This window comes from Vibrio sp. 378 (genome assembly GCF_033339435.1).
On sequence record NZ_JAWOUO010000001.1, the window covers coordinates 101,640 to 128,390 of the forward strand.

The 26,751-nt window shown below is 45.5% G+C and carries 28 protein-coding genes; 15 read left to right on the top strand and 13 right to left on the bottom strand.

Annotation, left to right across the window (positions count from 1 at the left end):
- Positions 1 to 2 precede the first annotated feature (2 nt).
- Positions 3 to 365, top strand: coding sequence for an ATPase (locus R7Q48_RS00455; protein WP_256903309.1), 363 nt, complete (start codon positions 3 to 5; stop codon positions 363 to 365).
- Positions 366 to 449: 84 nt separating this feature from the next.
- Here the strand turns inward: R7Q48_RS00455 and phnX are convergent, their stop codons facing one another.
- From phnX to phnW, 3 genes are all read right to left on the bottom strand, one after another.
- Entirely contained in the window at positions 450 to 1,265 is an 816-nt protein-coding gene (phnX, locus tag R7Q48_RS00460; protein ID WP_256903310.1) for a phosphonoacetaldehyde hydrolase, read from the bottom strand.
- 90 nt (positions 1,266 to 1,355) lie between these two features.
- On the bottom strand, positions 1,356 to 2,735 hold the full coding sequence (locus R7Q48_RS00465) for an aspartate aminotransferase family protein (protein ID WP_256903311.1): 1,380 nt from the start codon (positions 2,733 to 2,735) through the stop codon (positions 1,356 to 1,358).
- A 26-nt stretch (positions 2,736 to 2,761) separates the two neighbouring features.
- The gene (gene phnW / locus R7Q48_RS00470; RefSeq protein ID WP_256903312.1) at positions 2,762 to 3,865 is read right to left on the bottom strand and encodes a 2-aminoethylphosphonate--pyruvate transaminase; all 1,104 of its coding nucleotides are present in this window, start codon (positions 3,863 to 3,865) and stop codon (positions 2,762 to 2,764) included.
- Positions 3,866 to 4,130: 265 nt separating this feature from the next.
- On the opposite strand from phnW, the gene R7Q48_RS00475 reads away from it, so the two are divergent.
- From R7Q48_RS00475 to R7Q48_RS00495, 5 genes are all read left to right on the top strand, one after another.
- Complete coding sequence (locus tag R7Q48_RS00475; protein ID WP_005384363.1) at positions 4,131 to 5,141, top strand: putative 2-aminoethylphosphonate ABC transporter substrate-binding protein; 1,011 nt, start codon at positions 4,131 to 4,133, stop codon at positions 5,139 to 5,141.
- 260 nt (positions 5,142 to 5,401) lie between these two features.
- Positions 5,402 to 6,508, top strand: a complete 1,107-nt coding sequence (locus R7Q48_RS00480; RefSeq protein WP_054728638.1) for a putative 2-aminoethylphosphonate ABC transporter ATP-binding protein — start codon at positions 5,402 to 5,404, stop codon at positions 6,506 to 6,508.
- Between the two features lie 8 nt (positions 6,509 to 6,516).
- Complete coding sequence (locus R7Q48_RS00485; RefSeq protein WP_213898728.1) at positions 6,517 to 8,241, top strand: putative 2-aminoethylphosphonate ABC transporter permease subunit; 1,725 nt, start codon at positions 6,517 to 6,519, stop codon at positions 8,239 to 8,241.
- 9 nt (positions 8,242 to 8,250) lie between these two features.
- Entirely contained in the window at positions 8,251 to 8,955 is a 705-nt protein-coding gene (gene phnR / locus R7Q48_RS00490; protein WP_005374048.1) for a phosphonate utilization transcriptional regulator PhnR, read from the top strand.
- A gap of 66 nt (positions 8,956 to 9,021) precedes the next feature.
- Positions 9,022 to 9,927, top strand: a complete 906-nt coding sequence (locus tag R7Q48_RS00495; protein WP_005384368.1) for an EamA family transporter — start codon at positions 9,022 to 9,024, stop codon at positions 9,925 to 9,927.
- A gap of 68 nt (positions 9,928 to 9,995) precedes the next feature.
- Here R7Q48_RS00495 and R7Q48_RS00500 read toward each other — a convergent pair whose 3' ends face one another.
- Together R7Q48_RS00500 and R7Q48_RS00505 are read right to left on the bottom strand one after the other, a co-directional pair.
- On the bottom strand, positions 9,996 to 10,547 hold the full coding sequence (locus R7Q48_RS00500) for an outer membrane beta-barrel protein (RefSeq protein WP_005374044.1): 552 nt from the start codon (positions 10,545 to 10,547) through the stop codon (positions 9,996 to 9,998).
- 12 nt (positions 10,548 to 10,559) lie between these two features.
- Entirely contained in the window at positions 10,560 to 11,486 is a 927-nt protein-coding gene (locus tag R7Q48_RS00505) for a VirK/YbjX family protein (protein WP_005384371.1), read from the bottom strand.
- A 412-nt stretch (positions 11,487 to 11,898) separates the two neighbouring features.
- Here R7Q48_RS00505 and R7Q48_RS00510 point away from each other — a divergent pair, with 412 nt between their 5' ends.
- From R7Q48_RS00510 to R7Q48_RS00530, 5 genes are all read left to right on the top strand, one after another.
- Complete coding sequence (locus R7Q48_RS00510; protein WP_017819758.1) at positions 11,899 to 12,258, top strand: DUF3316 domain-containing protein; 360 nt, start codon at positions 11,899 to 11,901, stop codon at positions 12,256 to 12,258.
- Between the two features lie 219 nt (positions 12,259 to 12,477).
- The gene (locus R7Q48_RS00515; RefSeq protein WP_256903315.1) at positions 12,478 to 13,878 is read left to right on the top strand and encodes an FAD-dependent oxidoreductase; all 1,401 of its coding nucleotides are present in this window, start codon (positions 12,478 to 12,480) and stop codon (positions 13,876 to 13,878) included.
- 113 nt (positions 13,879 to 13,991) lie between these two features.
- Positions 13,992 to 15,116 carry a M14-type cytosolic carboxypeptidase gene (locus tag R7Q48_RS00520; RefSeq protein WP_256903316.1) on the top strand — a complete coding sequence of 375 codons (1,125 nt, stop codon included), beginning with the start codon at positions 13,992 to 13,994 and terminating at the stop codon, positions 15,114 to 15,116.
- 454 nt (positions 15,117 to 15,570) lie between these two features.
- Positions 15,571 to 16,551 (top strand): outer membrane beta-barrel protein, encoded by a 981-nt coding sequence (locus R7Q48_RS00525; RefSeq protein ID WP_256903317.1) that lies wholly within the window; start codon positions 15,571 to 15,573, stop codon positions 16,549 to 16,551.
- 200 nt (positions 16,552 to 16,751) lie between these two features.
- Entirely contained in the window at positions 16,752 to 17,621 is an 870-nt protein-coding gene (locus tag R7Q48_RS00530) for a LysR substrate-binding domain-containing protein (RefSeq protein ID WP_256903318.1), read from the top strand.
- Between the two features lie 68 nt (positions 17,622 to 17,689).
- On the opposite strand, the gene R7Q48_RS00535 is transcribed toward R7Q48_RS00530, so the two are convergent.
- Positions 17,690 to 18,565, bottom strand: a complete 876-nt coding sequence (locus tag R7Q48_RS00535) for a LysR family transcriptional regulator (RefSeq protein WP_256903319.1) — start codon at positions 18,563 to 18,565, stop codon at positions 17,690 to 17,692.
- A gap of 248 nt (positions 18,566 to 18,813) precedes the next feature.
- On the opposite strand from R7Q48_RS00535, the gene R7Q48_RS00540 reads away from it, so the two are divergent.
- Positions 18,814 to 19,050 (top strand): hypothetical protein, encoded by a 237-nt coding sequence (locus tag R7Q48_RS00540; protein ID WP_005374030.1) that lies wholly within the window; start codon positions 18,814 to 18,816, stop codon positions 19,048 to 19,050.
- 121 nt (positions 19,051 to 19,171) lie between these two features.
- Here R7Q48_RS00540 and R7Q48_RS00545 read toward each other — a convergent pair whose 3' ends face one another.
- Positions 19,172 to 20,542, bottom strand: coding sequence for an L-serine ammonia-lyase (locus tag R7Q48_RS00545; protein ID WP_017819764.1), 1,371 nt, complete (start codon positions 20,540 to 20,542; stop codon positions 19,172 to 19,174).
- Between the two features lie 131 nt (positions 20,543 to 20,673).
- Here R7Q48_RS00545 and R7Q48_RS00550 point away from each other — a divergent pair, with 131 nt between their 5' ends.
- On the top strand, positions 20,674 to 21,516 hold the full coding sequence (locus R7Q48_RS00550; RefSeq protein WP_258650042.1) for a YdcF family protein: 843 nt from the start codon (positions 20,674 to 20,676) through the stop codon (positions 21,514 to 21,516).
- Here the strand turns inward: R7Q48_RS00550 and R7Q48_RS00555 are convergent.
- Both R7Q48_RS00555 and R7Q48_RS00560 read right to left on the bottom strand, forming a co-directional pair.
- Positions 21,506 to 22,162: a hypothetical protein gene (locus R7Q48_RS00555; protein WP_005374025.1), complete on the bottom strand. Its 657-nt coding sequence runs from the start codon at positions 22,160 to 22,162 to the stop codon at positions 21,506 to 21,508. The genes R7Q48_RS00550 and R7Q48_RS00555 overlap by 11 nt on opposite strands.
- A 249-nt stretch (positions 22,163 to 22,411) precedes the next feature.
- Complete coding sequence (locus R7Q48_RS00560) at positions 22,412 to 22,678, bottom strand: DUF333 domain-containing protein (protein ID WP_005374023.1); 267 nt, start codon at positions 22,676 to 22,678, stop codon at positions 22,412 to 22,414.
- A gap of 277 nt (positions 22,679 to 22,955) precedes the next feature.
- On the opposite strand from R7Q48_RS00560, the gene R7Q48_RS00565 reads away from it, so the two are divergent.
- Positions 22,956 to 23,474, top strand: coding sequence for an NUDIX hydrolase (locus R7Q48_RS00565; protein WP_005374021.1), 519 nt, complete (start codon positions 22,956 to 22,958; stop codon positions 23,472 to 23,474).
- A 435-nt stretch (positions 23,475 to 23,909) separates the two neighbouring features.
- Here the strand turns inward: R7Q48_RS00565 and R7Q48_RS00570 are convergent, their stop codons facing one another.
- The 4 genes from R7Q48_RS00570 to flgA form a co-directional block, all read right to left on the bottom strand.
- Positions 23,910 to 24,656 (bottom strand): lytic transglycosylase domain-containing protein, encoded by a 747-nt coding sequence (locus tag R7Q48_RS00570; RefSeq protein ID WP_054576173.1) that lies wholly within the window; start codon positions 24,654 to 24,656, stop codon positions 23,910 to 23,912.
- Positions 24,637 to 25,074, bottom strand: coding sequence for a flagellar export chaperone FlgN (flgN, locus tag R7Q48_RS00575; RefSeq protein WP_005374018.1), 438 nt, complete (start codon positions 25,072 to 25,074; stop codon positions 24,637 to 24,639). Before flgN ends, R7Q48_RS00570 begins: the two co-directional genes overlap by 20 nt.
- A 20-nt stretch (positions 25,075 to 25,094) precedes the next feature.
- Positions 25,095 to 25,376 (bottom strand): flagellar biosynthesis anti-sigma factor FlgM, encoded by a 282-nt coding sequence (flgM, locus tag R7Q48_RS00580; protein WP_005374016.1) that lies wholly within the window; start codon positions 25,374 to 25,376, stop codon positions 25,095 to 25,097.
- A gap of 136 nt (positions 25,377 to 25,512) precedes the next feature.
- Positions 25,513 to 26,310 carry a flagellar basal body P-ring formation chaperone FlgA gene (flgA, locus tag R7Q48_RS00585; protein ID WP_213970296.1) on the bottom strand — a complete coding sequence of 266 codons (798 nt, stop codon included), beginning with the start codon at positions 26,308 to 26,310 and terminating at the stop codon, positions 25,513 to 25,515.
- Positions 26,311 to 26,387: 77 nt separating this feature from the next.
- Here flgA and flgB point away from each other — a divergent pair, with 77 nt between their 5' ends.
- On the top strand, positions 26,388 to 26,750 hold the full coding sequence (flgB, locus tag R7Q48_RS00590; RefSeq protein WP_005374013.1) for a flagellar basal body rod protein FlgB: 363 nt from the start codon (positions 26,388 to 26,390) through the stop codon (positions 26,748 to 26,750).
- Position 26,751: the final 1 nt, after the last annotated feature.

The window sequence follows — 26,751 nt, forward strand, 5'->3', positions numbered from 1 at the left end:
CTATGAAGAAGTTGACCTTACTTTCTTTGTCTGCGGTAGGCGCTACTGCATTATTGGCAATCGGACTGAGCTCAAGCAGCTTGGCAAACAATCAAGGATTTCCTCTCGTGGATGAACGCCAAGATCAAGCCGAGCAGCAACCTGCACGTTACTTTGTTAAGTATCATGAAGGAAAAGAGAGCGAAGTGAGAGCGCTTCTTCGTCAGCACAACATTGAAGTGGTCGACGCTCTGGTGAAACAACACGTGTTGGTTGTGGTGGGTGAACAGGCGGAAGTCGAGAAGCTCGCCGCTCACGATGCGGTCGAATACACCGAGCAAGAGCCGACAAGAAAGCTGCTATCTAACGGAAGTACGCTTCAATAAGCCAAACTTTCTAAGATAGTGCCAAAAAGAAAAACGCCCCTCACGTGAGGGGCGTTTGTTTCATTTATTTGTGGAAGATGAAGACTAAGGACGCTCACCTGCTGCTAGGCGACGTTCGATATCAGCAATGACTTCTGGGAAGTCAGCAATGGTGTCGATGAGGTAATGCGGCGAGCTCTTGAGCAATTTTGCACGCGCTTTTTCACGAGCGGCATTAAGTGTTGCTTCGTCCGCGGCTTGGTATTCTTCAAACGTCAGACCCGCTTCGTTACCAGAAAGCAGCAAACCAACGGTCCACATACCGGCGTTGTGACCTTCATCGATGCCCGGTGCGGCGTCATCCACTTTGATGCACGTATTAACGTCGGTAACATTCAGCTCAATCACGTTCTTCAATACCATAAATGGTGCAGGGCGACCACCTTGAGGCAGGTCATCCGTTGCTACTACGTAATCTGGTTTGTAGCCGTAATCCGCTGCAACTGGAATCAATACGTCCATCACTTCGCGAGGGTAACCAGAACAAGAACCGATCTTGATGCCTTTGTCTTTCAGACCGTTCACAACTTCAATCGCATTAAGGATTGGGTCTGCATGGTCAGCCACTTTTGCTTTTTGTAGAGGCATGAATGCTGCGTAGATAGCGTCGATGTCTTCGCTGGTCATTGAGCGACCAAACTTCTCATTCCAGCGCTTATCAACCGCAGGGATGCGACCCACAGCTTGAATGTGATCCCACTTACCAAGCCCCATTGGTTCACGCGCTTCTTCTAGGTCGATATCGAAATCAAAGCCTTGTTTGAACGCTTCCACAAAGATACTGGTCGGTGCAAAAGAGCCGAAATCGACGATAGTGCCAGCCCAGTCAAAGATCACTGCTTGAATTGGTGAGTTGCTCATGTTCAATCCTTTTTCTTGCTTGCCAGAGCGCTTGCCTACACGTTGGAACCGCGCTCTGGGTAAATTGGTTTTTGTTGAGGTCTATTGACCCTAAAAGTAGTTAAAGTCTTTGCACACTTTGGCGATGGCTTCTTCGAAGATCGCCAACGCTTCTGTCAGTTGTTCGCGGGTGATGATCAGCGGTGGGCTGAGTTGAATCACATTGCCTTGCGATACCTTGAAGCTCACGCCATTGTTGAGGCACTGGTATAGCACAGCTTCCGCTTCGTCATACGCGCGCGATTTGCTCTCTTGGTCGGTGACCAGCTCAATGCCCCACAACATGCCGATGCCACGAACATCACCAATCACTGGGTACTTGGCTTTCATCTCTAGCAGCTTTTCACGCATGAACTGGCTATCGGCTTTGGCTTTATCTAGCAAGCCCTCTTGCTCAATGGCTTCCATGGTTGCCAGCGCGGCGGCACAACCGATAGGGCTTTTCTCATGAGTGTAATGGCCCATGGAGATCTGCTCGGCGGTGTTGTATTTGTCTTTGGTTACCATGGCAGCGATAGGCACTAAGCCTCCGCCCAAGCCTTTACCGATGCAGAGCATATCTGGCTCGATGTCGTAGGCTTGGTAGGTAAACCATTCTCCGCAGCGACCCATGCCATTCGGGATGTCGTCGATGATCAACATGACATTGTGTTTGTCACAGATTTCTCGAATGCGTTTCCAGTAGGCTTTGCTCGGCACTTGTACGTCGGTATTACGAACTGCTTCTGCGATAAACGCGCCCACGCCGCCTTCTTTCTCAATCACGTATTCGAGGTAATCGGCGTAATGCACGTCGCTGCCGTCCGCGATTGGGAAAGCACCACGGTAAGATACGGCTGGTGGGATGCGCTCAACACCTGCCATTAATGGTCCCATACCTTGGCGGAAACACGCTTCGCCACCTACTGAAATGGCATCCAATGATGCGCCGTGGAAGGAATCCCACAGCGACACCACCTTGTAGTTGCCTGTGATGTGGCGCGCTAGTTTAAGTGCCATACCAACCGCAGATGTGCCACCCGGCGCAAACAACACGCGATTCAACTCGCCGCCACAGATTTGGGTGAGTTTTTCGGCACATTCAACTGCGGTTTCATTGGTAAAACGACGTGGTGAAAACGGCAGTTTGGCAATTTGCTCTTGCACTCGTTTAATCACATGCGGGTGACCGTAGCCCAGCTGATGGACGTTATTGCCATGGAAGTCCATGTACTTTTTGCCGGTAGCATCTTGGATGTAGATGCCTTCTGCTGCTTCCAAGGTATCTAAGCACGGCGTCGACATGGCTTGATGAAGAAAGACCTCCGAATCACGCTTTAGTAATGCTTGCGTGCGTTCGTCGTCCATCGATGCATTCCAAGCTTGGCGCGCTGGTGTTGTGTTGACATCGCCTTCGCTGCGGAAATGAGTCGGTTTGATATTCTGATTCATAACGCTTTCTCAATTAGAAGGCTGCTTTACGCAACTTGCCAGTACATTGCTTTTTCAATTGCATCGATTAAGCGCTCGATATCTGCTGGGTAAACTTCGCCAATGTTGCCGATACGGAAGCAATCTGCGTTCGATACTTTACCCGGATAAATCACGAAGCCTTGCTCTTTCAAACGCGTGTAGAACGCTTTGAATTGGTAATCACTGTGAGTTGGAGAGTAGAAAGAGGTGATGATTGGCGAGTGAAGGTCATCACTCAGTAGCGGTTCGAAACCCAAAGAGCGCATACCTGCAACCAGTGTTTTCTGGTTAGTTTGGTAGCGGTTATGACGAGCCTCAATGCCGCCTTCTTGTTCCAGTTCTAGCAATGCTTGGTAGAAAGCGCGAACTGTGTGCGTTGGAGACGTGAAACGCCATTTGCCGTGGTTCACTTCCATACAGTGCCACTGGTCGTAAAGATCAAGGCTCAAAGAACGCGCCTGACCTTGGCACTTTTCTAGCTCAGTTTGTTTCGCAATCACAAAGCCAAAACCCGGTACGCCTTGAATACATTTGTTTGCAGAGCTGATCATAAAATCGATGCCTAGCTCTGCGATATCGATAGGAATGCCACCAAAGCTCGACATGGCATCGAGAATCACGACTTTACCGTGTGCTTTTGCCGCAGAAGCAAATGCCTCAATTGGATTCAGCATGCCAGTGGTTGTCTCGCAGTGAACAATCGCCACGTGTGTGATCGCAGGATCCGATGCCAATGCAGTTTCCACCTCGTTCAAGTGTGGCTGTGATGTTTCGCCTGGGGAAACTACATGGCATGGAATATTTAGGTAATCAGCGATCTGAGCGATACGTGCACCGTACGCACCGTTGTCGACAACCAACAACTTTCCATCTTTGCCAATGGCGCTGCCAATTGTCGCTTCTACTGATGCGGTGCCGCTACCTTGCATTAGTACGCTGGTGTAGCCGTCTTGCTCCGTCGCCAGTTTTACAAGCTTAGTGCGGATCACTTCTACAATGTCTTTGTTGTATTCATCATCCCAAGTACACCAGTCTTTTAGCATGGCTTCACGTACTGTTTCAGAAGTAGATAGAGGACCTGGAGTCAGTAGTAGGTATTCGTTTTTCATCTCGATTTCCATCAGAATAGGCTAATTGGTCTACACCAAATTTCGAGTTCACTCTAGCGAGGAAGAAAAGGGCAGTAAATAGGCGAATCTCCAATTTCATAAAACTTTAATATCCAGAAAATGGCGGATCAATTGAACGATTATTCATCGCAAATTTTCGTAAAACTGCCATTTAATGGTCATGATTTCGTCACAAAGGCTCAGTAGGGTGTATATCGTCAACTGGTACAGACCAAATGAAACTTAGCCAAATTAACTGGAGAAAATGATGAAAAACCGTTTGATGAAAGGATCGCTGGCTGCACTTGTCTCTCTGCTAGCTACGAATGCAATGGCAGCACAGGAAGTCACGGTTTACACCGCTTTCGAAACTGACATTCTTGCGAAATACAAGTCTGCGTTTGAGAAAGATAACCCAGATATCAAGATTAAGTGGGTTCGCGATTCCACCGGTATCATGACGGCGAAATTGCTGGCCGAAAAGAACAACCCTCAAGCGGAAGTGGTTTGGGGTCTTGCTGGCTCGTCAATGGCACTGCTTAAAGATGAAGGTCTTCTTAAGCCTTACACACCAAAAGGTTTGGAAGAGCTGCACGCGAACCTAAACGACCCTCAATCAAACCAAGCTTGGTTCGGTAACGATGCGTTCTTTAACGCAGTTTGTTTCAACGAAGCGGTAGCGAAACAACTTAACCTACCGAAACCAACGTCTTGGGAAGACCTAACGAAGCCGGTTTACAAAGGTCACATTGCAATGCCTAACCCTGCGTCTTCAGGCACTGGCTACATGCAGGTTTCTGCTTGGCTACAAAACATGGGTGAAGATCAGGCATGGAACTACATGCGTGACTTAGACAAGAACATTGCACACTACACGCACTCTGGCTCTAAGCCATGTGTTCAAGCGGGTATGGGGGAAGTGGCTATCGGTATTTCTATGGCGAGCCGCGGCGCGAAGCTGAAAACACAAGGTGCACCACTAGCGGTTATCACACCAAAAGGCATCGGTTGGGAATCAGAAGCCGTTGGTCTAGTAAAAGAGTCTGATGCAGCGAAACGTGTTGTCGACTGGTCAATCTCTAAAGCAGCAAACGAGCTATACGTAGAAATGTACCCAGTGGTTGCACATAAAGAAGTGAAAGCGACCGTGTCTAACTTCCCGAATGTTCAAGAGAACATGGCGAAGATGGACTTCGCGCAAATGGGCAGCAAGCGTGCAGAGATTCTAGCGGCATGGTCTGAGAAGTTCGACGCGAAATCAGAGCCAAAGTCTTAATTGAATTTGCTCTAACTTGAATGCTGAAATCCACCTCGGTTGAGGTGGATTTTTTGTTTTCTCTGTTATTTCAGAGTTTGCTGCAAGTAGATTCCTAGTCTCACCTAGGTTCGCTGGAATGACGGACTTAAGAAAGTCGGGAATCTCTAATTACCACTCTCATCTCCCTTCATCTATTTGTCATCTTCTGGCTATAAATTTGTCATTGGAACGTAACACTCCAAAACTAAAGTTGGTATATACCATTTGGAGCATGTGTTATGTCAACTAACCAACATTACCTAAATATCGAAAATGTAGTGAAGCAATTCGGACAGTTCACTGCGTTAAAGAAAATCTCGCTAGCGATTGAAAAGGGCGAGTTCGTTTGTTTTCTTGGTCCTTCTGGCTGCGGTAAAACCACTCTGCTACGTGCCATTGCAGGTTTAGACTTGCCAACGTCTGGTGCGATTTTTCAAAACGGTCAAGAGACCACATTTCTACCACCAGAAAAGCGTGATTTCGGCATTGTGTTTCAGTCTTACGCGCTGTTTCCGAACCTAACTGTGCAAGAGAACATTGCGGTGGGTTTGAAGAACCAAGGTATGTCGACCAAAGAAGCGTTAGAGAAGGTGGATTACTGGTTAGAAACCATTGGTCTTCCAACCTCTAGCGAGAAATTCCCTAACCAACTTTCTGGTGGTCAGCAGCAGCGTGTTGCTTTGGCTCGTGCATTGGCGTTGTCACCGGGTCTACTGTTACTTGATGAGCCGCTGTCAGCGCTAGATGCAAAAGTACGTGTTCACTTACGTGACGAGATTTGTAAGCTGCAACGTAAGCTGGGCATCACCACCATCATGGTTACGCACGATCAGGACGAAGCATTGTCGATGGCGGATCGCATTGTGGTGATGAACCATGGCGTGATTGAGCAAGTCGGTACACCTCAAGAGATCTACCAACAACCAGCAACGCGCTTTGTTGCTGAGTTTGTCGGCAGCATGAACTTTATTGAAACCTCAGCCGCAACAGACTCCCAAGTGCGCATTGCTGAAACCTTGATGCCAGCGCCAAGCTTGACTAATCGTAAGATCCAACGTGGTGACCGCTTCGACCTTGCGGTGCGTCCTGAAAGCATCAAGTTCGTTGAAAACTACAATAACTCTTTACCTGTGCGAGTTACGGCAACCGAGTTTCTGGGGGCATTTTTCCGCATTGATTGCGTATTGCAAAACGACAGCTCAACGAAAACCATCGTAGTGGATGTGCCTGTGGAAACGGTTCAAAAACTCAATATCAAGGCGGGCGATGTACGTTACATCCAGTTTGCTGAAGAAGGGCTGCATGGTTACGCCGTGCCCTCGGTTGATAAAGCGCTAGCAGCGTAGGTGTAAACATGGATGCGAAGACAATGACGATGAATAGCCTGACCACACAAGACAAAGCAAAATCCCTACTCGGACGTGTTAGCCGCGACAACCTTGTGTTGTTTGGCTTGCTCGCTGGTTTGTCGACCATGATGGTGCTGTTCATCTTAATGCCGCTTTGGGCAATGTTGACCAAGAGTGTGCAAAATGCCAATGGCGAATTTGTCGGTCTGGCAAACTTTGCGACGTACTTTTCTTCTTCAAGCTTGTGGGTGTCGGTGGGTAATACCTTCACTTTGGGCGTGATTGTGACCTCGGTAGTCGGTGTGCTTGCGTTTGGTTATGCCTACGCGCTGACTCGTTCATGCATGCCGTTTAAAGGTTTGTTCCAAATCCTAGGTACTGCGCCGATTCTCGCGCCTTCGTTGCTACCAGCGATCAGTTTAATCTTCCTTTTCGGTAATCAAGGCATTGCCAAAGAGATGCTGTTAGGAAGCTCGATTTACGGCGTGATTGGGATCTCGATGGGTTTGATTTTCTGGACCTTCCCTCATGCATTGATGATTTTGACTACTTCGCTGCGCACTTCAGATGCCCGTTTGTATGAAGCAGCCCGCGCACTTAAAACCTCTCCCATCAAAACCTTCTTTATGGTGACGTTACCTGCGGCGAAATACGGTTTGATCAGTACGCTTATCGTCGTCTTTACACTGGTTATCACGGACTTTGGTGTGCCGAAAGTGATTGGTGGCAGCTATAACGTTCTGGCGACTGACATCTTCAAGCAAGTTGTGGGACAGCAAAACTTTGCCATGGGTGCGGTGACCAGCATTATGCTGCTATTTCCTGCGGTAATGGCATTCGGCGCAGACCGCTGGGTTCAGAAAAAGCAAAAGAGCTTATTTGACACTCGCTCGGTGCCTTATCAGCCAGAGCCTAACAAAGCGCGCGACAGCATTTGTTTGGTTTACTGCAGCATCATTTCTATTGCAGTGTTGGCTGTGCTTGGCATGGCGGTGTATGGCTCGTTAGTTACGTTCTGGCCTTGGAACAAAGCGCTGACGCTAAACAACTACAACTTTGCTGAAATGAGCACCTACGGTTGGAGCCCATTCTTCAACTCGCTAACGCTGGCAGGTTGGACAGCGGTTATTGGTACAGCAATCATCTTTGTCGGTGCTTACTGCATTGAGAAAGGGCGTGCGTTCGGTCCAATTCGTCAAGTGATGCAAATGCTCAGCGTGGTGCCGATGGCGGTTCCGGGTATGGTGCTTGGCTTGGGCTACATCTTTTACTTCAACGATGCGAACAATCCTTTGAACGTACTTTATGGCACCATGGCATTCTTGGTAATTAACACGGTAGTGCATTACTACACAGTGGGTCACATGACAGCCCTGACAGCGCTAAAGCAGTTGCCATCGGAGATTGAAGCCACGGCGGCATCGGTGAAGCTTCCTCAATACAAGTTGTTCTTTAAAGTGACATTACCTGTGTGCTTACCTGCGATTTTGGACATTGCGACTTACTTGTTTGTTAATGCATTGACCACCACTTCTGCGGTAGTATTCCTTTACTCAACCGATACGATTCCGGCTTCGGTCTCGATTCTGAATATGGACGATGCAGGTCAAACTGGCGCTGCAGCGGCAATGGCTGTGATGATCATGATTGCTGCCGCAATTGCGAAGATTGTTCAGATGACTTTGGGTAAATTGTTAGAGAATCGCACACAAGCTTGGCGCAAAAGATAAGGACACTTCGTGCAATACGTAAAAATTAAAGATTCGATTGTTGAACAGATTGAAGCGGGCATGCTATCGCCGCGTCAAAAACTGCCAGCAGAGCGTAAGTTGGCGGAGTCGTTCGATACTACACGCGTCACTCTGCGTGAAGCTTTATCACTGCTGGAAGCAGAAGGTAGAATCTATCGCGAAGATCGCCGAGGTTGGTTTATCTCACCCGAGCCATTGCGTTACGACCCAACCCAAACTCTGAACTTCCCGAACATGGCGAAAGCGCAAAATCGCGTGCCAAAAACGGAGTTGGTCGCAGCAAAAGGAACGTTGGCAAACAAACAAGCTGCGCGCTTGCTGGACTTGCAGCCTTTCTCGGACGTGTATCGAGTCGACCGTGTGCGATACCTTGAAGATAGACCTGTAGTATTCGTAACAAACTATATTCGCCCAGAGCTGTTTCCGAATCTGCTGGACTATGATTTGTCAAACTCACTGACGGACATTTACCGCGAGCATTATGGCGTGACGTATCAAAAGATTCGCTACCGCATTTCAACCAGCACTTTGTTGGGTGAAATGGCTCAGGCACTGCGCGCGACAGCCGGTACGCCAGCGATGGTAGTGGAGCGCATCAACTACAACCAGCACGGTGAGTTGATTGATTGCGATATCGAATATTGGCGACACGATGCCATTAGCATTGAATCTCTGGCGGAACTCAATCGTTAAGTGGATTTTCTCATTATCTAAGGCTCCATCTCGGGGCCTTTCTTTTATTCAGACAGGAACATTGAAATGGATTTGTTGGCGATTGGTCTCGTCGTTTTCTCTGCTGTTCTTCATGCAGGCTGGAATATCCTTGGCAAAAGCAACTCTGGGTCAGGGCTCGCGTTTACCATGGCCGCCAGCTTTTCTGCATGTTTCATTCTTACCCCTTATTTGATTTGGTATTTGGCAACCATTGGCTGGACATCATTACCGAGTGAGTTTTGGGGATTGCTGTTCATTAGCGGCATTTCACAAATGGTTTATCTGGTTGGTTTGATTGTCGCTTATAAGCACGCTGATGTGGGGGTGGTTTATCCGATTGCTCGGGCACTGCCTGTGATGATGGTCGGCGCAATCAGTGTTGCATTGGGACATGAATTATCTAGTCAGCAGTGGCTTGGATTCTTACTAATTACTCTTGGTTGTATGCTTGTACCACTGACGAATTTTCGTCAGATGACATTGGGTTCTTATTTGAACGTTGGTGTGTTCTGGGCATTGATTGCCGCAATAGGCACAACGGGTTACTCGGTAGTCGATAAAGAAGCGCTGAGTTTACTCACAGGACAAGCATCAGAGATCTTGAATGATCAGTACAGTGCAATCTTCTACTTGGGCGTGCAGTTTTGGGCAATTGGTATTCCTGCCCTTGTGTGGTGCTTAGTTACGGACAAGCCAGATGAGATTAAGACAGCGTGGCAGATCCGCAAAACAGCCAGCATGGCAGGGGTAATGATGGCATCCACCTACGGCTTGGTGTTGTTTGCTATGACCATGACCGACAACGTAAGTTTGGTGGTGGCACTAAGGCAAATCAGCATCGTGTTTGGATTGTTTATGGGGATTTGGTTTCTGTCTGAGAAATGGTATCTCACCCGAGGGCTTGGCGTTACTTCTATCGTGGCTGGGATCATTCTCGCGCTTACGTATTGACCTATATTCACGAAAAAAGGCAGCGAATGAGCCTCTCGCTGCCTTTTGTATTAACTTGTAAGCCTTGTTTAAAAACGCAGTTGCGCACCAAACATCACGCCGCTAGAGTCAAAATCGCTGTTTTTTGAGTACACATATTCTGCATTCAAACCAAAGTGTTTATAGCTCCAGCCGATACCGCCAGCCGCTTCACCTCCGACACTTGAGTGTTCGATGTTCTTGCTCTGACCGTTCACTTTATAAGTGTATTCGAGAGTGTAGAGAGTGACACCTGCCTTGCCGTACAGTTCGAAACCTGAACCCAGAGGATAGCTAGCATAGCCACTCAAGCGAGGTCCGGAGAAGCTCGTATCGGTGACTTCTGAAATCGGACTCACGAGTATCGAGCCGATACCGTCAAACGCGCCTTTATAACCTGCTTCGATACCAAAGTTATGTGTTGGCATGTAGCGGTAATATATTTCACCTAAGAACATGTCGCCTGACTCTTTGCTTGTCGGAGCATCGTAGTTCACATCGCCATAGCCAATGTTTGTACCTATGATGTGCTCACTGGTTTCTGCATTGGCTGACAAAGAAAAAGCCGACAACACTAAAGCAGTAATGAATGAATAACGCATGAACGCTTCTCCTTAGCTTTTAGCTTGCTCGCCTTTTAATATTTGTTCGAAAGTGATCTTGGTGTTGTCTAGCCATTCATAACGGCGACGATACATCGAACGCTTAGAGCGCGACATGCCTTCGATATCTCGACGGGGTGCATTTACATCAATTGAGTAAAAATGACGATTGTATTCGGTGCCGCCCAATTCTTGCCAGAGTGCATCGTAATCTGTTTTGATTCGCCCTTTGCTGTAGCGCTTAGCTGCGTAAGTATGGGACTGCGTTTTCACTGCTAGAATCGTGTTCACTTCCCAAATTTGTGCGAGCAAAGTGAGCAAGCTCACCATCAAGCTTTTTGGTCTCTGTCCGTAAAGCTTACGAGTTAGCTTTTTAATTTTCGCGTTGTTTTCTTCACTGCTTCGCGGTCCTTGTAAGCCGCCAATCATAATGCTGCGTCCAGATTCGATGTGACCGAGCGTAAAAGAGAGCGTGTAGAAGTTGCCATCTTCAGCGCTGTGCAGCACTAGGCTCATATCGCCTTCTTTTTGATAACGTGCTTCGTATACTAATCTCACCGAGTACAGGATTTCGTCAATTTCAAAAGAGGCTAATGTTAGGCCTTTCGAGTCTGTGTAGATTTCTTCGATTGTTTGTTTAGAAAACAGTTCTGAAATCGTTTTATAGTGATCAACCACCAAGTTAGAACGATCGAACGCTGAGTTGTTTTTGATGATATACGGACGAAACGGCTTCTCTAAAAATCGATGCGTACGTGTACAAAGCAACTCTAACAATGACGATTCAATATTGTCTGAAAGGTGCTTAAACGCACGTTTGTAATAAAGCGCACGTAAGATGAACTTAGCTCTGTAGGTCCAAATTGGCTTGTAGACATCAGCATAATCATCTGAGTAAATCGATTTGCTATGGTAAAAAATGGATTTGTTCGCGGTCATTTTCACTCCAGATTAACTTGTGCTCAATAGCGACAATTAAGAACCGACGGACGAGCAGCGAAGAACCCGAAAAGGAGGAATGCAAAGCACGACTGAAAAGAGGTGGTTTTTGCTGTGTCCGACGTTTGTGTAAGGTTTTGAACACTGTTCTTTTGCTGGAATTCTAAGAGAAAATTGACCTTAGGTATTGTATGGTTTGGTAAGGAAGTGTCAGGTTGAAACCCATTGTTCAAAAGAAAGAAAATGCGAATGTCGGCTGAATATGACGTTGAGTTGCTAAGTTAATGTGAAATAAGTTGAACGAAAATTGAACATTATTTGAAATTGTTTTGACGTGTTTTAGGTCTTTATACGTACCTTATAAGTATCGAGCCAATTTTGGCCCGATGTAAAGGTAAGTAAGGAGAGGTTTATGAAACGCTTAACAACTTTAGCAAGTACGATTGCTCTGATTGCTGCACCTTCTATGGCTCTTGCTGGTGGTTATCAGTGGACAAACGATACCGAAACTATCCATGGCGACGTAATGGATAGCAAACAAGCGGCTTATGAAATGGGCCGAGACATGATCCAAAGCTACCAAAATAAATCATCTGGACAACTCCGTGATGAGTTTACGAGCCTTACAACGTATGTTGATCGCCAATCGTTTTCTATCACTGACTCAAAAGTCATGGTAAATGAGTTCTTGCAAAGTGACGGGCAAGTTGTTTACCAGCCTATTCTCAATGTTCAATACGAGTACCGCATGCGTGATACCGGTAAATACTAACCAGTAAGACGGACTTGAATTGTTTACCACTAATATTTTTTGCTGTTTGTTTTGGGGAGCCACGAGCTCCCCATTTTGTTTTTGTCGAAAGCGAAAATTTTCACACTCTCAGTGCAACATTTTCTATCGCTCAGCGTTAGATTTTCTTGCTCGTTGATTGTCATCATCGTTTGTAAAGTGTTTGCGGAAATGGATGTAACGCACTAACGAGGATACCCGATGACACATCATTCATATTGGTTCAAGCAGGCAATTGAAGCTGAGCAACCAGAAACGCCACAACCGTTACAGCAGAACATTAATACTGACGTTGTGATTGTTGGTGGCGGATACACCGGACTTTGGACCGCGATTATGATTAAGCAGCAATCTCCGGAAAAAAAGGTAGTCGTGATTGAAAAAGGCCTTTGTGGCAGTGGTGCATCGGGCGCAAACGGCGGTTGTATGTTGACTTGGTCTACCAAGTTCCCGACATTGAAACGGTTATTCGGTGAAGAACATGCTGCTTGGTTAGTAAAAGAGTCGGAACAAGCAGTGCTCGAGATTGACGACTTTTGTCAGCAGCACAACATCGATGCGCAATTATCGTTAAAAGGGGTTTATTACACTGCAACCAATCAGGCTCAAACTGGGGGAATGCAGCCAGTTGTGGACGAGTTAAAGCGATTAGAAGTGAACAGTTGGCGTCGTTGCTCGGTGGAGGAACTGCGTGCCAATGCGGGTTCACCTCGACATATAGAAGGCTTTCACTCTCCAGTTGCAGCCAGCGTTCAACCTGCATTATTAGTGAGGGGGTTACGCCGTGTTGCTATTGATCTGGGTGTAGAAGTTTATGAGAACACGCCGATGACGCGTCTAGATTATGGAAAACCTGCCATTGTCTGTACACCTAAAGGAAACATTCAAGCGCAGCAGGTGGTATTGGCATTAAATGCATGGATGGTGGAGCAGTTTAAACAGTTCAAAAACAGTATCGTGGTGGTTTCTTCCGACATGGTGATCACCAAGCCGCTTGGTGATTCACTACCTCTATCTGGTTGGCAGGCAGGTTTTAGCGTGTTGGATTCACGTATCTTCGTCCACTATTACCGAGATACGCCAGATGGCCGTTTGATGTTGGGGAAAGGCGGCAATCAGTTTTCTTTCAATAACCAAGTTGACGCAATGTTTAACAAGCCAACACGCTACCAAGGTCTACTGCGCAAGTCGTTCGATAAGTTGTTTCCTCATTTGAGAGGAGAGGAGTTTGCTTATTCATGGACGGGGGGCTCTGATCGTTCTGCTACTGGTTTCCCTTTTTTCGGCGAGCTAGATAAACAGAGTAATATCTTTTACGGATTTGGTTATTCAGGCAATGGTGTAGCGCAGACTCGCATGGGCGGAAAGATCCTATCTTCATTGATATTGGGAATCGATAACGAGTGGACGAACAGTGGTTTAGCCAAAGGACCGTTGGGGTATTTCCCTCCAGAACCGCTTCGCTGGACTGGGGCTATGATAGTGCGCAACGCGGTACGTCGAAAAGAGGAAGCAGAAGATAACGAGAAAACGCCGTTTGTCTGGGATAAGTGGCTAGCAAAACTTGCAGGACCAGCAGGCAAAGCGGATAAGCTTGACTAAACTGAAGACTTTAGCCACAAACGAGACAGTTTGCAGTGAAAGTCATTGGGGCGCGATGAAGCCTTGTGTTAGCCTCTGTCTTTCAAGCTCAGATTTAAAAGGTGAGTCATAAAATGAAAGTATTCAGCAACTTCGATAGCGGCAGCATTCACTTAGTGAAAGCGGACGACAAAAACGACATCCAACTCAAAATTCCTAACGACAATATGTCGGAATTCTACCAGTGGTTCCACTTCCGTCTTGAGACAGAAGCTGAGCAATCGCACACCATCAAATTGCTTGATTTGGCTAAATCGGCTTATCCAGAAGGATGGCAAGGTTACGATGTGGTTGCGTCTTACGATCGTGAAGAATGGTTCCGAGTACCGGCAGAGTTCGATGGCGACACGCTGACTTTCACTGTAATCCCTGAGCGCAGCTCAATTTACTTCGCGTACTTTGCGCCATACACGTACGATCGCCATTTAGACTTGTTACACATGGCACAAAGCGCGCACCACTGCCAACTTGAAACACTAGGCCACACATTAGACGGCAACGACATGAGCTTGCTTACTTTCGGTGAGCCAGAAGAAGGTAAAAAGAAAATCTGGATGATTGCACGTCAGCACCCAGGTGAGACAATGGCGGAATGGTTCATGGAAGGTATGATCCAACGTCTGTTAGATGAAAACGACATGGTTGCGCGTGCATTGCTTGAAAAAGCGGTGCTTTACGTCGTACCAAACATGAACCCAGACGGTGGTATTCGCGGTCACTTGCGTACCAACGCAGTAGGCGTAAACCTAAATCGTGAATGGCAAACGCCATCAATGGAAAAGAGCCCAGAAGTCTACCTTGTGCGTCAGCGCATGCTGGAAACGGGTGTTGACATGTTTTTAGATATTCATGGCGATGAAGCGATTCCGTATAACTTCGTCGCTGGCTCAGAAGGTATTCCTTCTTACGATGAAAATCTTGCCGCTTTAGAGACATCATTTAAGCAAGCGTTACTGACTATTACGCCAGAGTTCCAAGATGAGATTGGTTACGATAAAGATGAGCCTGGTAAAGCGAATTTGACGGTCGGTTCAAATTGGGTTGCAGAGCAGTTCAAATGCTTGTCTTACACAATCGAAATGCCATTTAAAGATAACAACAATCACCCAGATCCACTTTACGGTTGGTCTCCTGAGCGTAGTGTTTTGTTTGGGCAAGATGTATTAGCTGCAACGTTAACCGTAGCGGATAAAATTTAGCTCGACGAGTTAACGCTTTTTCATTATTTCGAAAACAGCTCATTTAAATGAGCTGTTTTTTTGTGCTCTCCAGAACCACGCTCCCCTGTAAAAATTTGTTGCCATTCACAAGCTTAAATGATGATTCTTAAATTTGAGAAAGTGGCTTTTTATGGTGATTTGCGTCACAGAAAGTTGGCTTCTTTGTGATATTCTCCGCAACGAATTGACTATGGCTAAACCAACGCAACGAACTTTATTTTTCGGTTGGGTATGCGGATGAAGCTCATGAATAGATGGTCTTGAGGTTACCTTTTTCCGTTTTACGTCATTGGCGTTTGAATATCATTTTTGATTCTTTCCTACGCTATTTAGCTATTTCTATTCGAAGAAAAGAGAAAGTTACGGCTTCATATTTTACGGCAGTATGCTGCCGCGATGTGTTGCTTTGTGTACAAGAAAAAGGAAAAGAATAATGAAAAAAATCGCTATAGCAGTGGCTACTGTACTTGCTGGTGGTGTGCTCTCAAACGTTGCACTTGCTGACACTTACATGGGCGGTAAAGTAGGTTACAACTCTCTAAACGATGCGTGTTACCTAAACGAACCTTGTGACGACGACAGTTTTGCAGCATCTATGCACTTAGGCTACAGCTTCAACAAGTACGTTGCGGCAGAGTATGGTGTTGATTACCTTGGTGACTTCACTGCAAACTTCAAAAAGCCTGGCCTAAACACCGTTGATGGTGATCTTTGGGCATTGACGCTTGCTCCTAAATTTAACCTACCACTAACGGATTCTTGGAATCTATTCGCGAAAGTTGGTGCTGCATACATGATGGCTGGTGACGAGAAAGATTTCGTACCAACTGGCTCTCTGGGTGCTGAATACCAAATCAACTACAACTGGAGCCTACGTGCTGAATACCAACGCTACCAAGATATGTCTGATGATGTAATTGAAGACATGGATTCAGATTTCTTCGGTATCGGTTTCAACTACAAGTTTGGTTCTGAGCCTGTCGTTCAAGAAAAAGCCGTTGAAGAGGTGGTAGAAGCACGTCCTGCAACACGCATTGTAGATCACGTTTACCCTGCTCAAACAACAGCGACAGTACAATTCGACTTAGAAAGTGCAGAAGTGAAAGACACGTCGAACCTTTCTGGTACCGTTGATTTGATGAATACTTACCCACAAGCTCAAGTTGAGATCACGGGTTACAGCGATACGACAGGTTCTGCTGCTTACAACAAGCAACTCACAGAAAAACGTGCGAAAGCCGTTGCTGACGAGTTCCAAGCAAAAGGTATTGCGGCTGAGCGTATGACAGTGAAAGGCATGGGTGAAGCTAACCCAGTGGCAAGCAACGAGACACGTCAAGGTCGTCAAATGAACCGTCGTGTTGAAGTGGTTGTTCCTGCGTTTGAATACCAAACAACTGAAAAAGCAGAATAATTCCTGCTTAAGATAAAGTTCCAAAAGCCAGCGTGTATCACGCTGGCTTTTTTGATCCCGCTTAACTAACTAAGTAGTTGTGTAGAAACATAGTTATATCGGGACGCTTTGACATGTGCTCAACATACGTAAACTCAGCACCTTCATCAATTTGTCATCACCAGTTCATAGCATGACAGCCAAGTGTTTGGGAGAATGATATGCAAAGTTTACCACCGCTCAATTTGCTCCGAGCTTTTGAAGCCACGGCGCGACTACAGAGTTTTACAAAAGCCGCAGAGGAGCTAAATGTGACTCGTGCGGCCGTAAGCCAACAGGTGAAATCGCTAGAACTGCAGTTAAATGCAACATTATTCGAGCGTAAGGGCACTCACCTTACGCTGACCTGCTCCGCGCAAGAATACTGGCCAGTGGTTAATCATGTGCTTCAAACATTATCGACCACGACGCAGCATTTATTTACTCGTCCCAAGAATACGCAAGTTAACTTACATGTCGCTCACAGCTTTTGCTCTCAATGGTTAATGCCAAGATTGGCTGATTTTCAGCGACAATTCCCAGACATTTCCTTTAAAATCTCGACCACTGCTAATACAGTTCCAAACGCCAGTGCGATTGCGGATATCGAAATTATTAACGGAGATGGAGATTGGCAAGAGCAAGAAGCCATACGATTAACCCAAGAAAACTGGATCGTTGTCGCAAGCCCGGGCTTTATGCATTTAAACCCGATAAATGACCTCTTGCAGTTAGCTAAAGCGCCTAAAATCTGTACTAGCGGTTATCATGAATCTTGGCAAGAGTGGCTTACGCACCAAGGTTATCAAGGGAAGGTGAGCAAAGTCGTCGCCGAGTTTGAACACTCATTGCTTGCTATTCATGCTGCGATTAATCAACTTGGCGTGTTGCTGGTAAGAGACTTTCTTGTTGAGGATGAGCTGCAACAGGGCGTATTAGTCCAGGTTGGAACTTGGCATATGCCAAGTTCTGGTGCACATTATATGGTGGTTCGAGCATCCGAAAAATCACACGTAAACACCTTTGCTCAATGGTTAATACAGAGTCTTTAATGTTCGTTCAGCTAGTGAGTAGAGCGCATGTGTGGTTTGGCTATTATTAGCAGTAGCAAGTCATCAGTCTAGGACTGAGCGACATGCTTAATGACATCTAATAACCACTGATTTACCGGATCTTGCTGTTGAGAGCGACGGCAGCTCATCACGTAGCGAACATCAAGCTCTAGCCCAGCAGGAAGCGCGATACTTCGGCAACCCTTAGGAACATGTCCACTCATCGTTATGCCAAAATGATTCGTTTGCAGAAGCACTTTTTGAATCATCGCTGGATGCTCAATTTCCACTTTAGGTGTGGCTCTAAAACCCATATGTTTGAGCCTTTCCAACACAGGGTATCGGTAGTCGTTCCATCCCGGCGTTTTAAAAAGTATGAAAGGGTACTCTTCTAGCTCTTGGGAGTTTTGAGCGGGATGATCTTCTCGAACAAAAAATACCGCTTTTCCTCGCCCTAGTTCGGTCTGAACAATTGACTGTGGCAGATCTTCATCAAAGTAATGAATCGCAATGGCGTTTTCACCGTTAATTAATCGTTTTTTTGCTTCGCTACCCCAGCGCAAACATGAGAATTTTGCGTTTGGGGCGTGCTTTAGTAACTCCAAGTAAAACTTGTCACCGAAGTACTCCCAAAACAATGTGTTGGCATAAATAGTGATTGAACCGTCAAAATGAGCTGGTGAAAAATGCTGTGGTTTGATGGAATCAATACTGTTGATTATTTGCTCAAAATGCGCAATGTTCGCTTCCACAAAAGCTGTTGGTTCAAAGCCATTTTTGGTCTGAACGAATAGCGGATCATTGAGCTGAGTTTTCATCTTAGTCAGATTTTTGCTGATTGCTCCTGACGTTTTACCGAGTGATTCTGCGACTAACCGGACGTTACGTAACTCATACATCCGTTTTAATACCAAAATATTTTGAATATCCAGATTAACGCTCATACATTGTCTCGCTTGGCTTTTGTCGACAAATCATATCGCTGAATTTCTTAAGAAAAGACAACGCTCGGTCAATTTAAGTCGCTGCCTTATCCCTGATTTATTGAAGGTAACGATAAGTTATTCTTGGTTACATCAGTTTATTAGCATGGATTTCCATTTGGTAAATAATGGCTTTCCTCGTATGAGCGCGTTTCTGTTGTTACAGTTTTTCCACCGACAGAAAGTAAGAACGATAATAGAGGTGATGTATGAAAAAACTAATCGCACTTGTTTTGATGGTTTGCTCAACAAACGTAGCATTTGCTGGCGATGGGTCATACACGGGCACGATTGATATGACGATGGCAACGAAAAATCAGGTTGACGTAGAGCGTGCAGATTCTCAATTGACGCTGAAGGGTCGCAATGAAATGGCCTATGGCGGTGTAACAATCCATTCGGATGCTGCAACTCAAAAAATTGAACTTCGTGGTCGACGTGATTAATCGAATAGTTTCTTGTTAAGAAAATGCCGCGAAGAACGCGGCATTTCTATATGTAATATCATCAGATCATAATTACCAGATAAGCGTATGGTGAGAAGCTAAGCGCAATGACCACCTGCCATTATTCGCATGGCGGTGCCATATGAATGACAGCTAAGCCCCCCAAAGAGGTTTCACGGTATTTTTTATTCATATCTTTACCAGTCTGATACATGGTTTCGATAACTTTATCTAACGAAATTAAACATTTACTTGTGCGCTTTAATGCCATACGCGATGCATTAATCGCTTTCATTGCTCCCATGGCATTTCTTTCAATACAAGGTACTTGAACCAAGCCGCCAATCGGGTCACAAGTCATACCCAATGAATGCTCCATCGCAATTTCCGCAGCAATACAAATCTGCTCGTTACTGCCCCCTCTTAGCGCTGTTAAGCCAGCGGCAGCCATGGATGAAGAAACCCCAACTTCTCCCTGACACCCCACTTCTGCACCAGAAATTGACGCGTTAGTTTTATATAAGATGCCGATAGCGCCGGCGACTGCGAGAAAGTCTTTTAGCTGTTTAACATCGAGCTCTTTGATGAAGCGATGGTAGTACATCAATACCGCCGGAATCACCCCTGCTGCACCATTCGTTGGAGAAGTGACGACTTGCCCTCCTGCTGCATTTTCTTCACTAACCGCAAAGGCGAAGAGATTGATCCAATCCATGATCTCCATCGGATCGTTTTCAACTGCAGCGTTGGCTTCGAGCTTTTTCAAAAGGTTTGGTGCTCGACGAGTGACATTTAGACCACCTTCCAAAATCCCTTCCGTATCGAAGCCACGTTGCATGCAGAGCGACATCACTTTCCAAATTTGCTCTGCTCTTTGGTTAATTTCTTCGTCTGAGCGAAATGCGAGTTCGTTTTGGAGGATCATGCCTCCCAAGCTGAAACCGTTCGTCTCGGCTTTTTCCAGCATCTCATCTGCGGATGTAAACGGAAATGGTACTGCGACCTCATCTTGTTGCGTGCCGTTCTCTAGTTCGTCGGCGGTGGCGATGAATCCGCCCCCAATGGAGTAATAAATTTCAAACGCTACTTGATCTCCAGCAGCGTCTAATGCCGTAATCGTCATGCCATTTTCATGCAAGGGAAGGTTGTCGCTATGAAAGACGATGTCATGGTCGTAGCTAAACTCAATTTGGTGTGTACCGGCGAGCATGAGCGTATTATTGTCTATGGTATTTTGTAGCGCACTTTTGGCACTGCTCATTTTGATGGTATCAGGTTTATTTCCCATCAAACCAAGGACCGTGGCTCGGTCTGTATGGTGCCCTCGACCTGTCAGTGACAATGAGCCATAAAGGTCCACTTGCACCCGATGCACTTTCGCCATAGAGTCGCTAACTAGCTGAGTGAAATGGAATCCGGCAAGCATAGGACCATTAGTGTGGGAGCTGGATGGCCCGACACCAATTTTAAATATATCGAAAATCGACAGCATAATTGACTTCCTTTAGCAGTGAACCTTTATAAAGGTCTCTAGAACAGTGTTGTTAACTAGATGTTAAAGCTTGTGGGTCGGGAGTGAAAGAAGATTTTTGTAACACTGCCAACTAAGCGCGAGATTTTAAAATGAAGTTAGACAACATCGTCATCGTTTTAGGTAAACGCCTCGTCAATAACAGGTTGACCTCTGAGGGCATAACCAGAGTCGAAGCTTTGTCTTGTAGGACTGCATCACTACCGATAGAGCGAACGGTGATTGTTTTTTGTGGCGGAGTAACGCAAGGACAAAGCGTTTCTGAAGCAGAGGCGATGTACGCGTATTTTAGAGCCCTAAACGCAGACTCTGTGAATCCGTTCCCTGAACGTCATATACTCTTAGAAACGGAGTCGTTGAACACGTTTCAAAACATGCGTTATGTTTCCCAAGTTTTGTGCAAAAGTGGGTTGTTCGAGTTATGGTCGGGGCATCCGGTTAAGGTTATCTTGCTATCTAATGACTACCACCTCGAACGAATCATTGATATCCAGAATTTGATGGATGAGCAAGGCTTATTACGAGTACTTAAATCCGATTGCGAATCCATGGGGGTGACACTCAATATTCCACTGGATATCAGCAAACATATTAGCGTGCCATACCCACATAAGGGGCTTATAGCGGAGACATTCTTGCTACTCGATGAACTCACAACCTACCGAGTTTATTTAGAAGGGGTCAAGCATGGCGTATTTTTCCGAGATTTATCAATTGTCCGAAAAAAGCCACTTATGATCGCAAGAGATGCTATTCACAAATTGCTCTCTTTCCCGCTCGATAAAGAGGCTTTGCAACATATTGAAGAAATGAAAAAGGCCGTCGAAATGACGGCCTTGGATGAATCTGTAGGTGCTGCGGAAAAGGCATTAAGTATCTTCCATCCGATACTGACGGCATTGAACCGTCGCTTTGACCCAGAGTCTATTCATTAAGCTCGCGTTTTGTGCGGACGGCGCTTAATGCGATCAAACAGTAGCAAAGCAGTTCTATACCTTCTTCTGAGATATTTTTAACATCACGGATGTAATTTTCGTCCATCACTTGTTGCCAAAAACTACCCATACCATACAAACGAGAGAAGACTAATAATAGCATTACAGCACCAACTAATAGCTTCATATGTGGCACCGTTAAAATAGTCGCCATTTCGTTCATGGTACCTTTACCACCTTGGTAGGCTTTGGCGCAAGCCAGTGCGGTGACAGCAAGTGCTGGGAAAACCCAAGAGCCATGATGAATCATGTCTGTCCAATAGTCCGTTTCGCGAATAATCAGTACTGCAAAAAATCCTGCAATCAAAATAGCCGCATGCTTTAGCTGAGGCTGTTGTTTCGATAAGCTGAAAAACGACCATGATGCAATAGCAAGCATCACAAGCTGGAGCGTTTCTGTAACGGAAAGCTCGCCAAGGCTTGATCCCAACACGACATAATCAAGACGAAGACTAAGGTTAACGAGAATACTTATAGCGACAATCATCAAGGCGTTTAAACTCGATTTATAAATAATGCGCTTTGATTTTTCAGTAACAACGTTGCTTGGGGCTGACTCGGCTTCTTTTACTATTTGTGTTTTCATCTTGCTCACCTGTCCCAGAAAATGTGGAAGAAATGTGAATTAGTGTGATCTGTGTTTGGAATTTTATTGTCCAAGTGGAAAGTTATGTCAGGGGAATGTCAAGAATAGAACACTGTTCGATATAGGGTCGATGTGCGGTAAAGTCAGAGATATGTAAAAACAACGTAAGAACACTTTGATAAATCAAATAAAAAAGGAGCCCAAAGGCTCCTAAGTGATAGAGGGAAGGTGACGTATCGATAAAAATAATTAGTAGTTGTCACCCTCATTTTCTTTGTGATTCTCGCGATAGTATTCCCATTGCTCGACGCGTTCATTGTCCGACAGCACACAGTAAGTGACACGTTCGCCGTTTTCCGACACGGTATCCAGCTCACCACCTTGCTGAACACAGTATACGGCTGCGGGATTTGCAACGGAGGTATACTCAGTTGATCGGGTCGCTCCCTCGTAAGTTGAACAACCAGCCAGTACCAATGTTGCAGCCATAGCCATCATTAAATTTGTCTTTTTCATTCTTTATCTCCGCATGGGGTGGGCGAGTATTGTATTGATTATAGGCAACTTTAAGAGATTATTGTCTTATCGATGTTAAAAGTAAGAGGGACGTATAAGAATTTAGATATTCTCATTTATTGCTGATTAGCACGTCACACTTCTGTTCTTGGCGTATTGTTGTGAAGGTCATATCAATCACTTCCTGACAAGCGCTCGAACGTACCTGGCCTACAACAATGATTTAAAGTGTGAAATTCGGTAATATGCGCACAAAACATTGACCGTGGTATTTTCGATGAGACATTTAAAATCGACCGTTCATCCAGACATAGAGCATTTGGATGACAAAATTGTTTTTCAGCGCAATGCAGCGCGAGCCATTGTACTTGATGGTGAAGATGTGCTGTTGCTCTATACAGAACGTTACCATGACTACACGCTACCAGGCGGTGGTATTGATGATGGTGAAGATGTCATTGCTGGATTAGTCCGTGAATTAGAGGAAGAAACGGGCGCCCAAAATATACATGGTATTAAGCCTTTCGGAATCTTTGAGGAGTTTCGTCCGTGGTACAAGGATGACGCTGACGTGATGCACATGGTGTCGTATTGTTATACATGTAAAATCGAACGTGAGCTAGGCGAAACGGCGTATGAAGATTACGAAGTTAAAAATGGAATGCGCCCGGTATGGATGAACATACACGAAGCAATTGCACACAATGAAAAAACGATGGCAGAAAGCCCGAAAAAAGGCATGAGCATTGAGCGCGAAACGTTTTTACTTCAGTTGATTTCTAAAGAATTACTATAAACAGTTAGTTTGCATCATTACGACTTAGCTTCTGTTGGCTCTATTGTGGGCAAAGATTTTAGAGCAATAAAAAAGTCCGGACTCCCCCCCGGAACCCGGACTTATTCCAGACGCGCAAGCGAAGCGTCATCTTGATATGTTAGATTTGTTTCGAACTATGAAAACAATAGCTGTTTTACATTTAGTGTGTAAATAATTATTAGGTCTGACCATTGGTTTTCATGTTTTTTTGCAAACGCAATGTGACGCATATCTACCCAATTGCCAAGCGCAATTGGGGCGCTTTTTAGTAAACCACTACTCTTTCTTATCTTTGAGATACCTTACCTCAACTTTTTTGCACACGTTTGCATAGAGATCACGAGTTTTCAAATTCGCCGAACAGGATCTTGTAATTTTACGTTTCTCTGACATTGAGCTCTGTCGTAGCTTTTATCACAAATTAACTAGCGGAGGCAGTCGGCTAAAGTCGACCAGCGGTTGTGAAATCATAGGAGCGTCTGGAGCAAATAAGAGTAAAGGTTGGAATGATGAGGATTGTAACTGACCGATATCTATCAACTTTTCCAATGCATAGAAGCGGCTGACATATTGGCGAGTCTCGTTAGGCAGCGTGAGTTGTTGGAAATCTCGACTTCCTGCTCGCTGAATAGCACGTGCAACACGTCCTTCTCCGGCATTGTATGCAGCTAAAGTGAGAGCCATATTTTGATCGAATTTGTTGTATAAAAACGCCAGGTACTTGAGCGCGGCCGTTGTGCTGGCTTCTGTGTCAAAGCGATCGTCTTGTTTTGTATTTATCGTTAATCCGAATCGTTTCGCTGTGGTTGGTATCAATTGCCAAAGTCCGGCGGCGTTAGCGTGAGAAACGGCTTTGGGGTTGTAAGAAGATTCTAACATTGGCACTAAGGCTAGGCTATTTGGTAATGAGTGGTTTTGAAGCTGTTTGAAAATGTGGTTAATTACCGGTTTGGATGAATCGAGACGCTTGGCAATTTGTGGCTTGTATGGTGCTAATACTTGATACTGCGTTTGAATATCGACAGCATTTGGTTTTGCCTGGCATGTGATTGGAAGGTAGGACAGAAAGGCAATAAAAATAAAAAGGCCTACAGTACTCAGCCGAGATGGCGACTGAATCTGTAGGCAAGACGAACATCGTTTAGAACGATTTATCTTCATAAGTGTGTTGCACAGGTTGTTTGAGTTGACTGACCAACTCATGGAACGCCGCAGAGCTGTGGCCATTGCTCTGATTGTATTGTTGGCACTGACTTACCAACGTTTCCAATAGCGCCCATTGTTTTCTAGCTTGCATACCTATTTGGGCAGGCAAAGCATTGAAAATTCGTTTTACGCTGGCGTCATTACACGCTAACCCCAGCGCTCGCATACACTGGCTTCTGTCATTGGCGGAGCGGCTGAGTTTATTGAGTATCGGCATTTGTTTCTGAACATTGTCGTTCAGTGCCTCTCCATCAAACTTTAAGTACAATACCTTTTGCTGCTGAAGCAAAGGAAGCAGTTGTTGATAAAGCTTAATATCCTCAGATATAGAGCGAACAAATTGTTGAATTCGCTGCGATACTGCGCTTGCCATGATGTCTTCCTAGCGTTTTATTACTCGTGACCTGTATGGAACTGCATGATTGCCTTGGATAGCACTTTTGTATCTAGGCTAAGTTCACCACGCGCTAATGCGTTGCGTACTTGTTCTACTTTTTCCATATCAACATCAGGTAGTGATGCCATTTCAGCTTGAGCGCGATCTATCGCTACGGTATTCGCTTGAAATGCAGGCTCGTGTACTTTGCTCTGTTCGACGACGTCGACAGGCTGTTTGCTTGCTTGCTGTAATTTTGTTTGTGGGACATGACCGCCCGCGACTTTGTCGATTTTCATGCTGTGGTCCTCATCATCATGTTCTAAATTAAGTAGGCGGTTAGAATGTGATAAACATTAAATATTTTTTTTGTACTCGAAGTTCAGTGTTACTGACGAGAGCCAAAATTAAAAAATGTTACCCCGAGTCAAAAAATCAAAATTGAGTATGAACCTGGTTTAATCCAGTTACGACTGCTCTTATGACCTTGCCCGAACTTGGGTTTTCCACGTCAATTTGTTGCCCTTTCGCTCCATCTTCTAAGGCGACTCCTTTTGTGCTGGCACTAAATCCATTTTTGCTCGCAATGACTATGACTTCATTGCCTTTCTCGATTAGAGGTGGGGCCGACAAATTGGATGGATTAACCACTTGTCCAGCCCGCAAACGACGCGAGGTTTCTAAGCCTACTGCTTGCTCGGGGCGAGTATAAAAATCGTCTTGGCGAGAGATGGTTCGGGTTTCAAGCTTTATGTGTTTAGCCGTTACGACTTCATTTCGGCCAACCGTGGTTGTCGCGACCAAAACAGGCAGAGTCAGCGAAGACTTTATCGTAACGTTAATTCGCCATGGTGATGCGATATTGTCGCAGCTGACTGAGCGCTTGAGGTTACCGACTGGCAACGTGTTGTTGTCACGACCTGTGATAACTAAAGGAGATTCACATTCTGGCAAGTGATTGGCTGAACCGGGCACCCACATGTCGAAGTCTAGTTTGTACTCCCCCCACTGATTGGAGAGCGCTACGCGATCCACCTCTTGTTCGAAATCCGTTGCTACAACGGACCTTATCTCTTCAACGCTTAGGGTTTTGTCATTGGTGTTGGCGAATGCTTGTTCTGATGTCAAAGCGAGTAACGTCAGCATTATTGTTGAGGAAGTAGACACTTTCCTCTTGTTTTTAATGCTTTCCGAGAACCGGAAGTCTGGCTTCCATCCTTGTTTGTAAATCATTGATATATATGGCTATTTTTTATGGCACGTATCTTGTTTGTATGTTGGCGTATTCGAGCCAACTGTAAGGAAGATGCATGGCGATCACATTTGAAAATGCTTTAGGAGTACATCCAGAGGCACTTAATTTTCGCGTTCAGCGTACCAAAGTCCTCGCCAGTAACCTAGCAAATGTTGACACCCCTGGGTATTTGGCGAAAGACCTAAGTTTCACCACCGTAATGAACCAAGTAACGGCAGGTGGTGTGAACAAACCGGTGCCAAAGTTCCAGGTTCAGGCCCAATACTCGGTGCCTTACCAGAATAGCAAAAATGGCAACACCGTAGAGCTTGGTGTTGAACAAGCAAAATTCACGCAAAACAACATGGACTTTCAAACTAGCCTGACGTTTCTCAACATGAAATTTAATGGCTTAGCGAAAGCGATTGAGGGACGTTAAT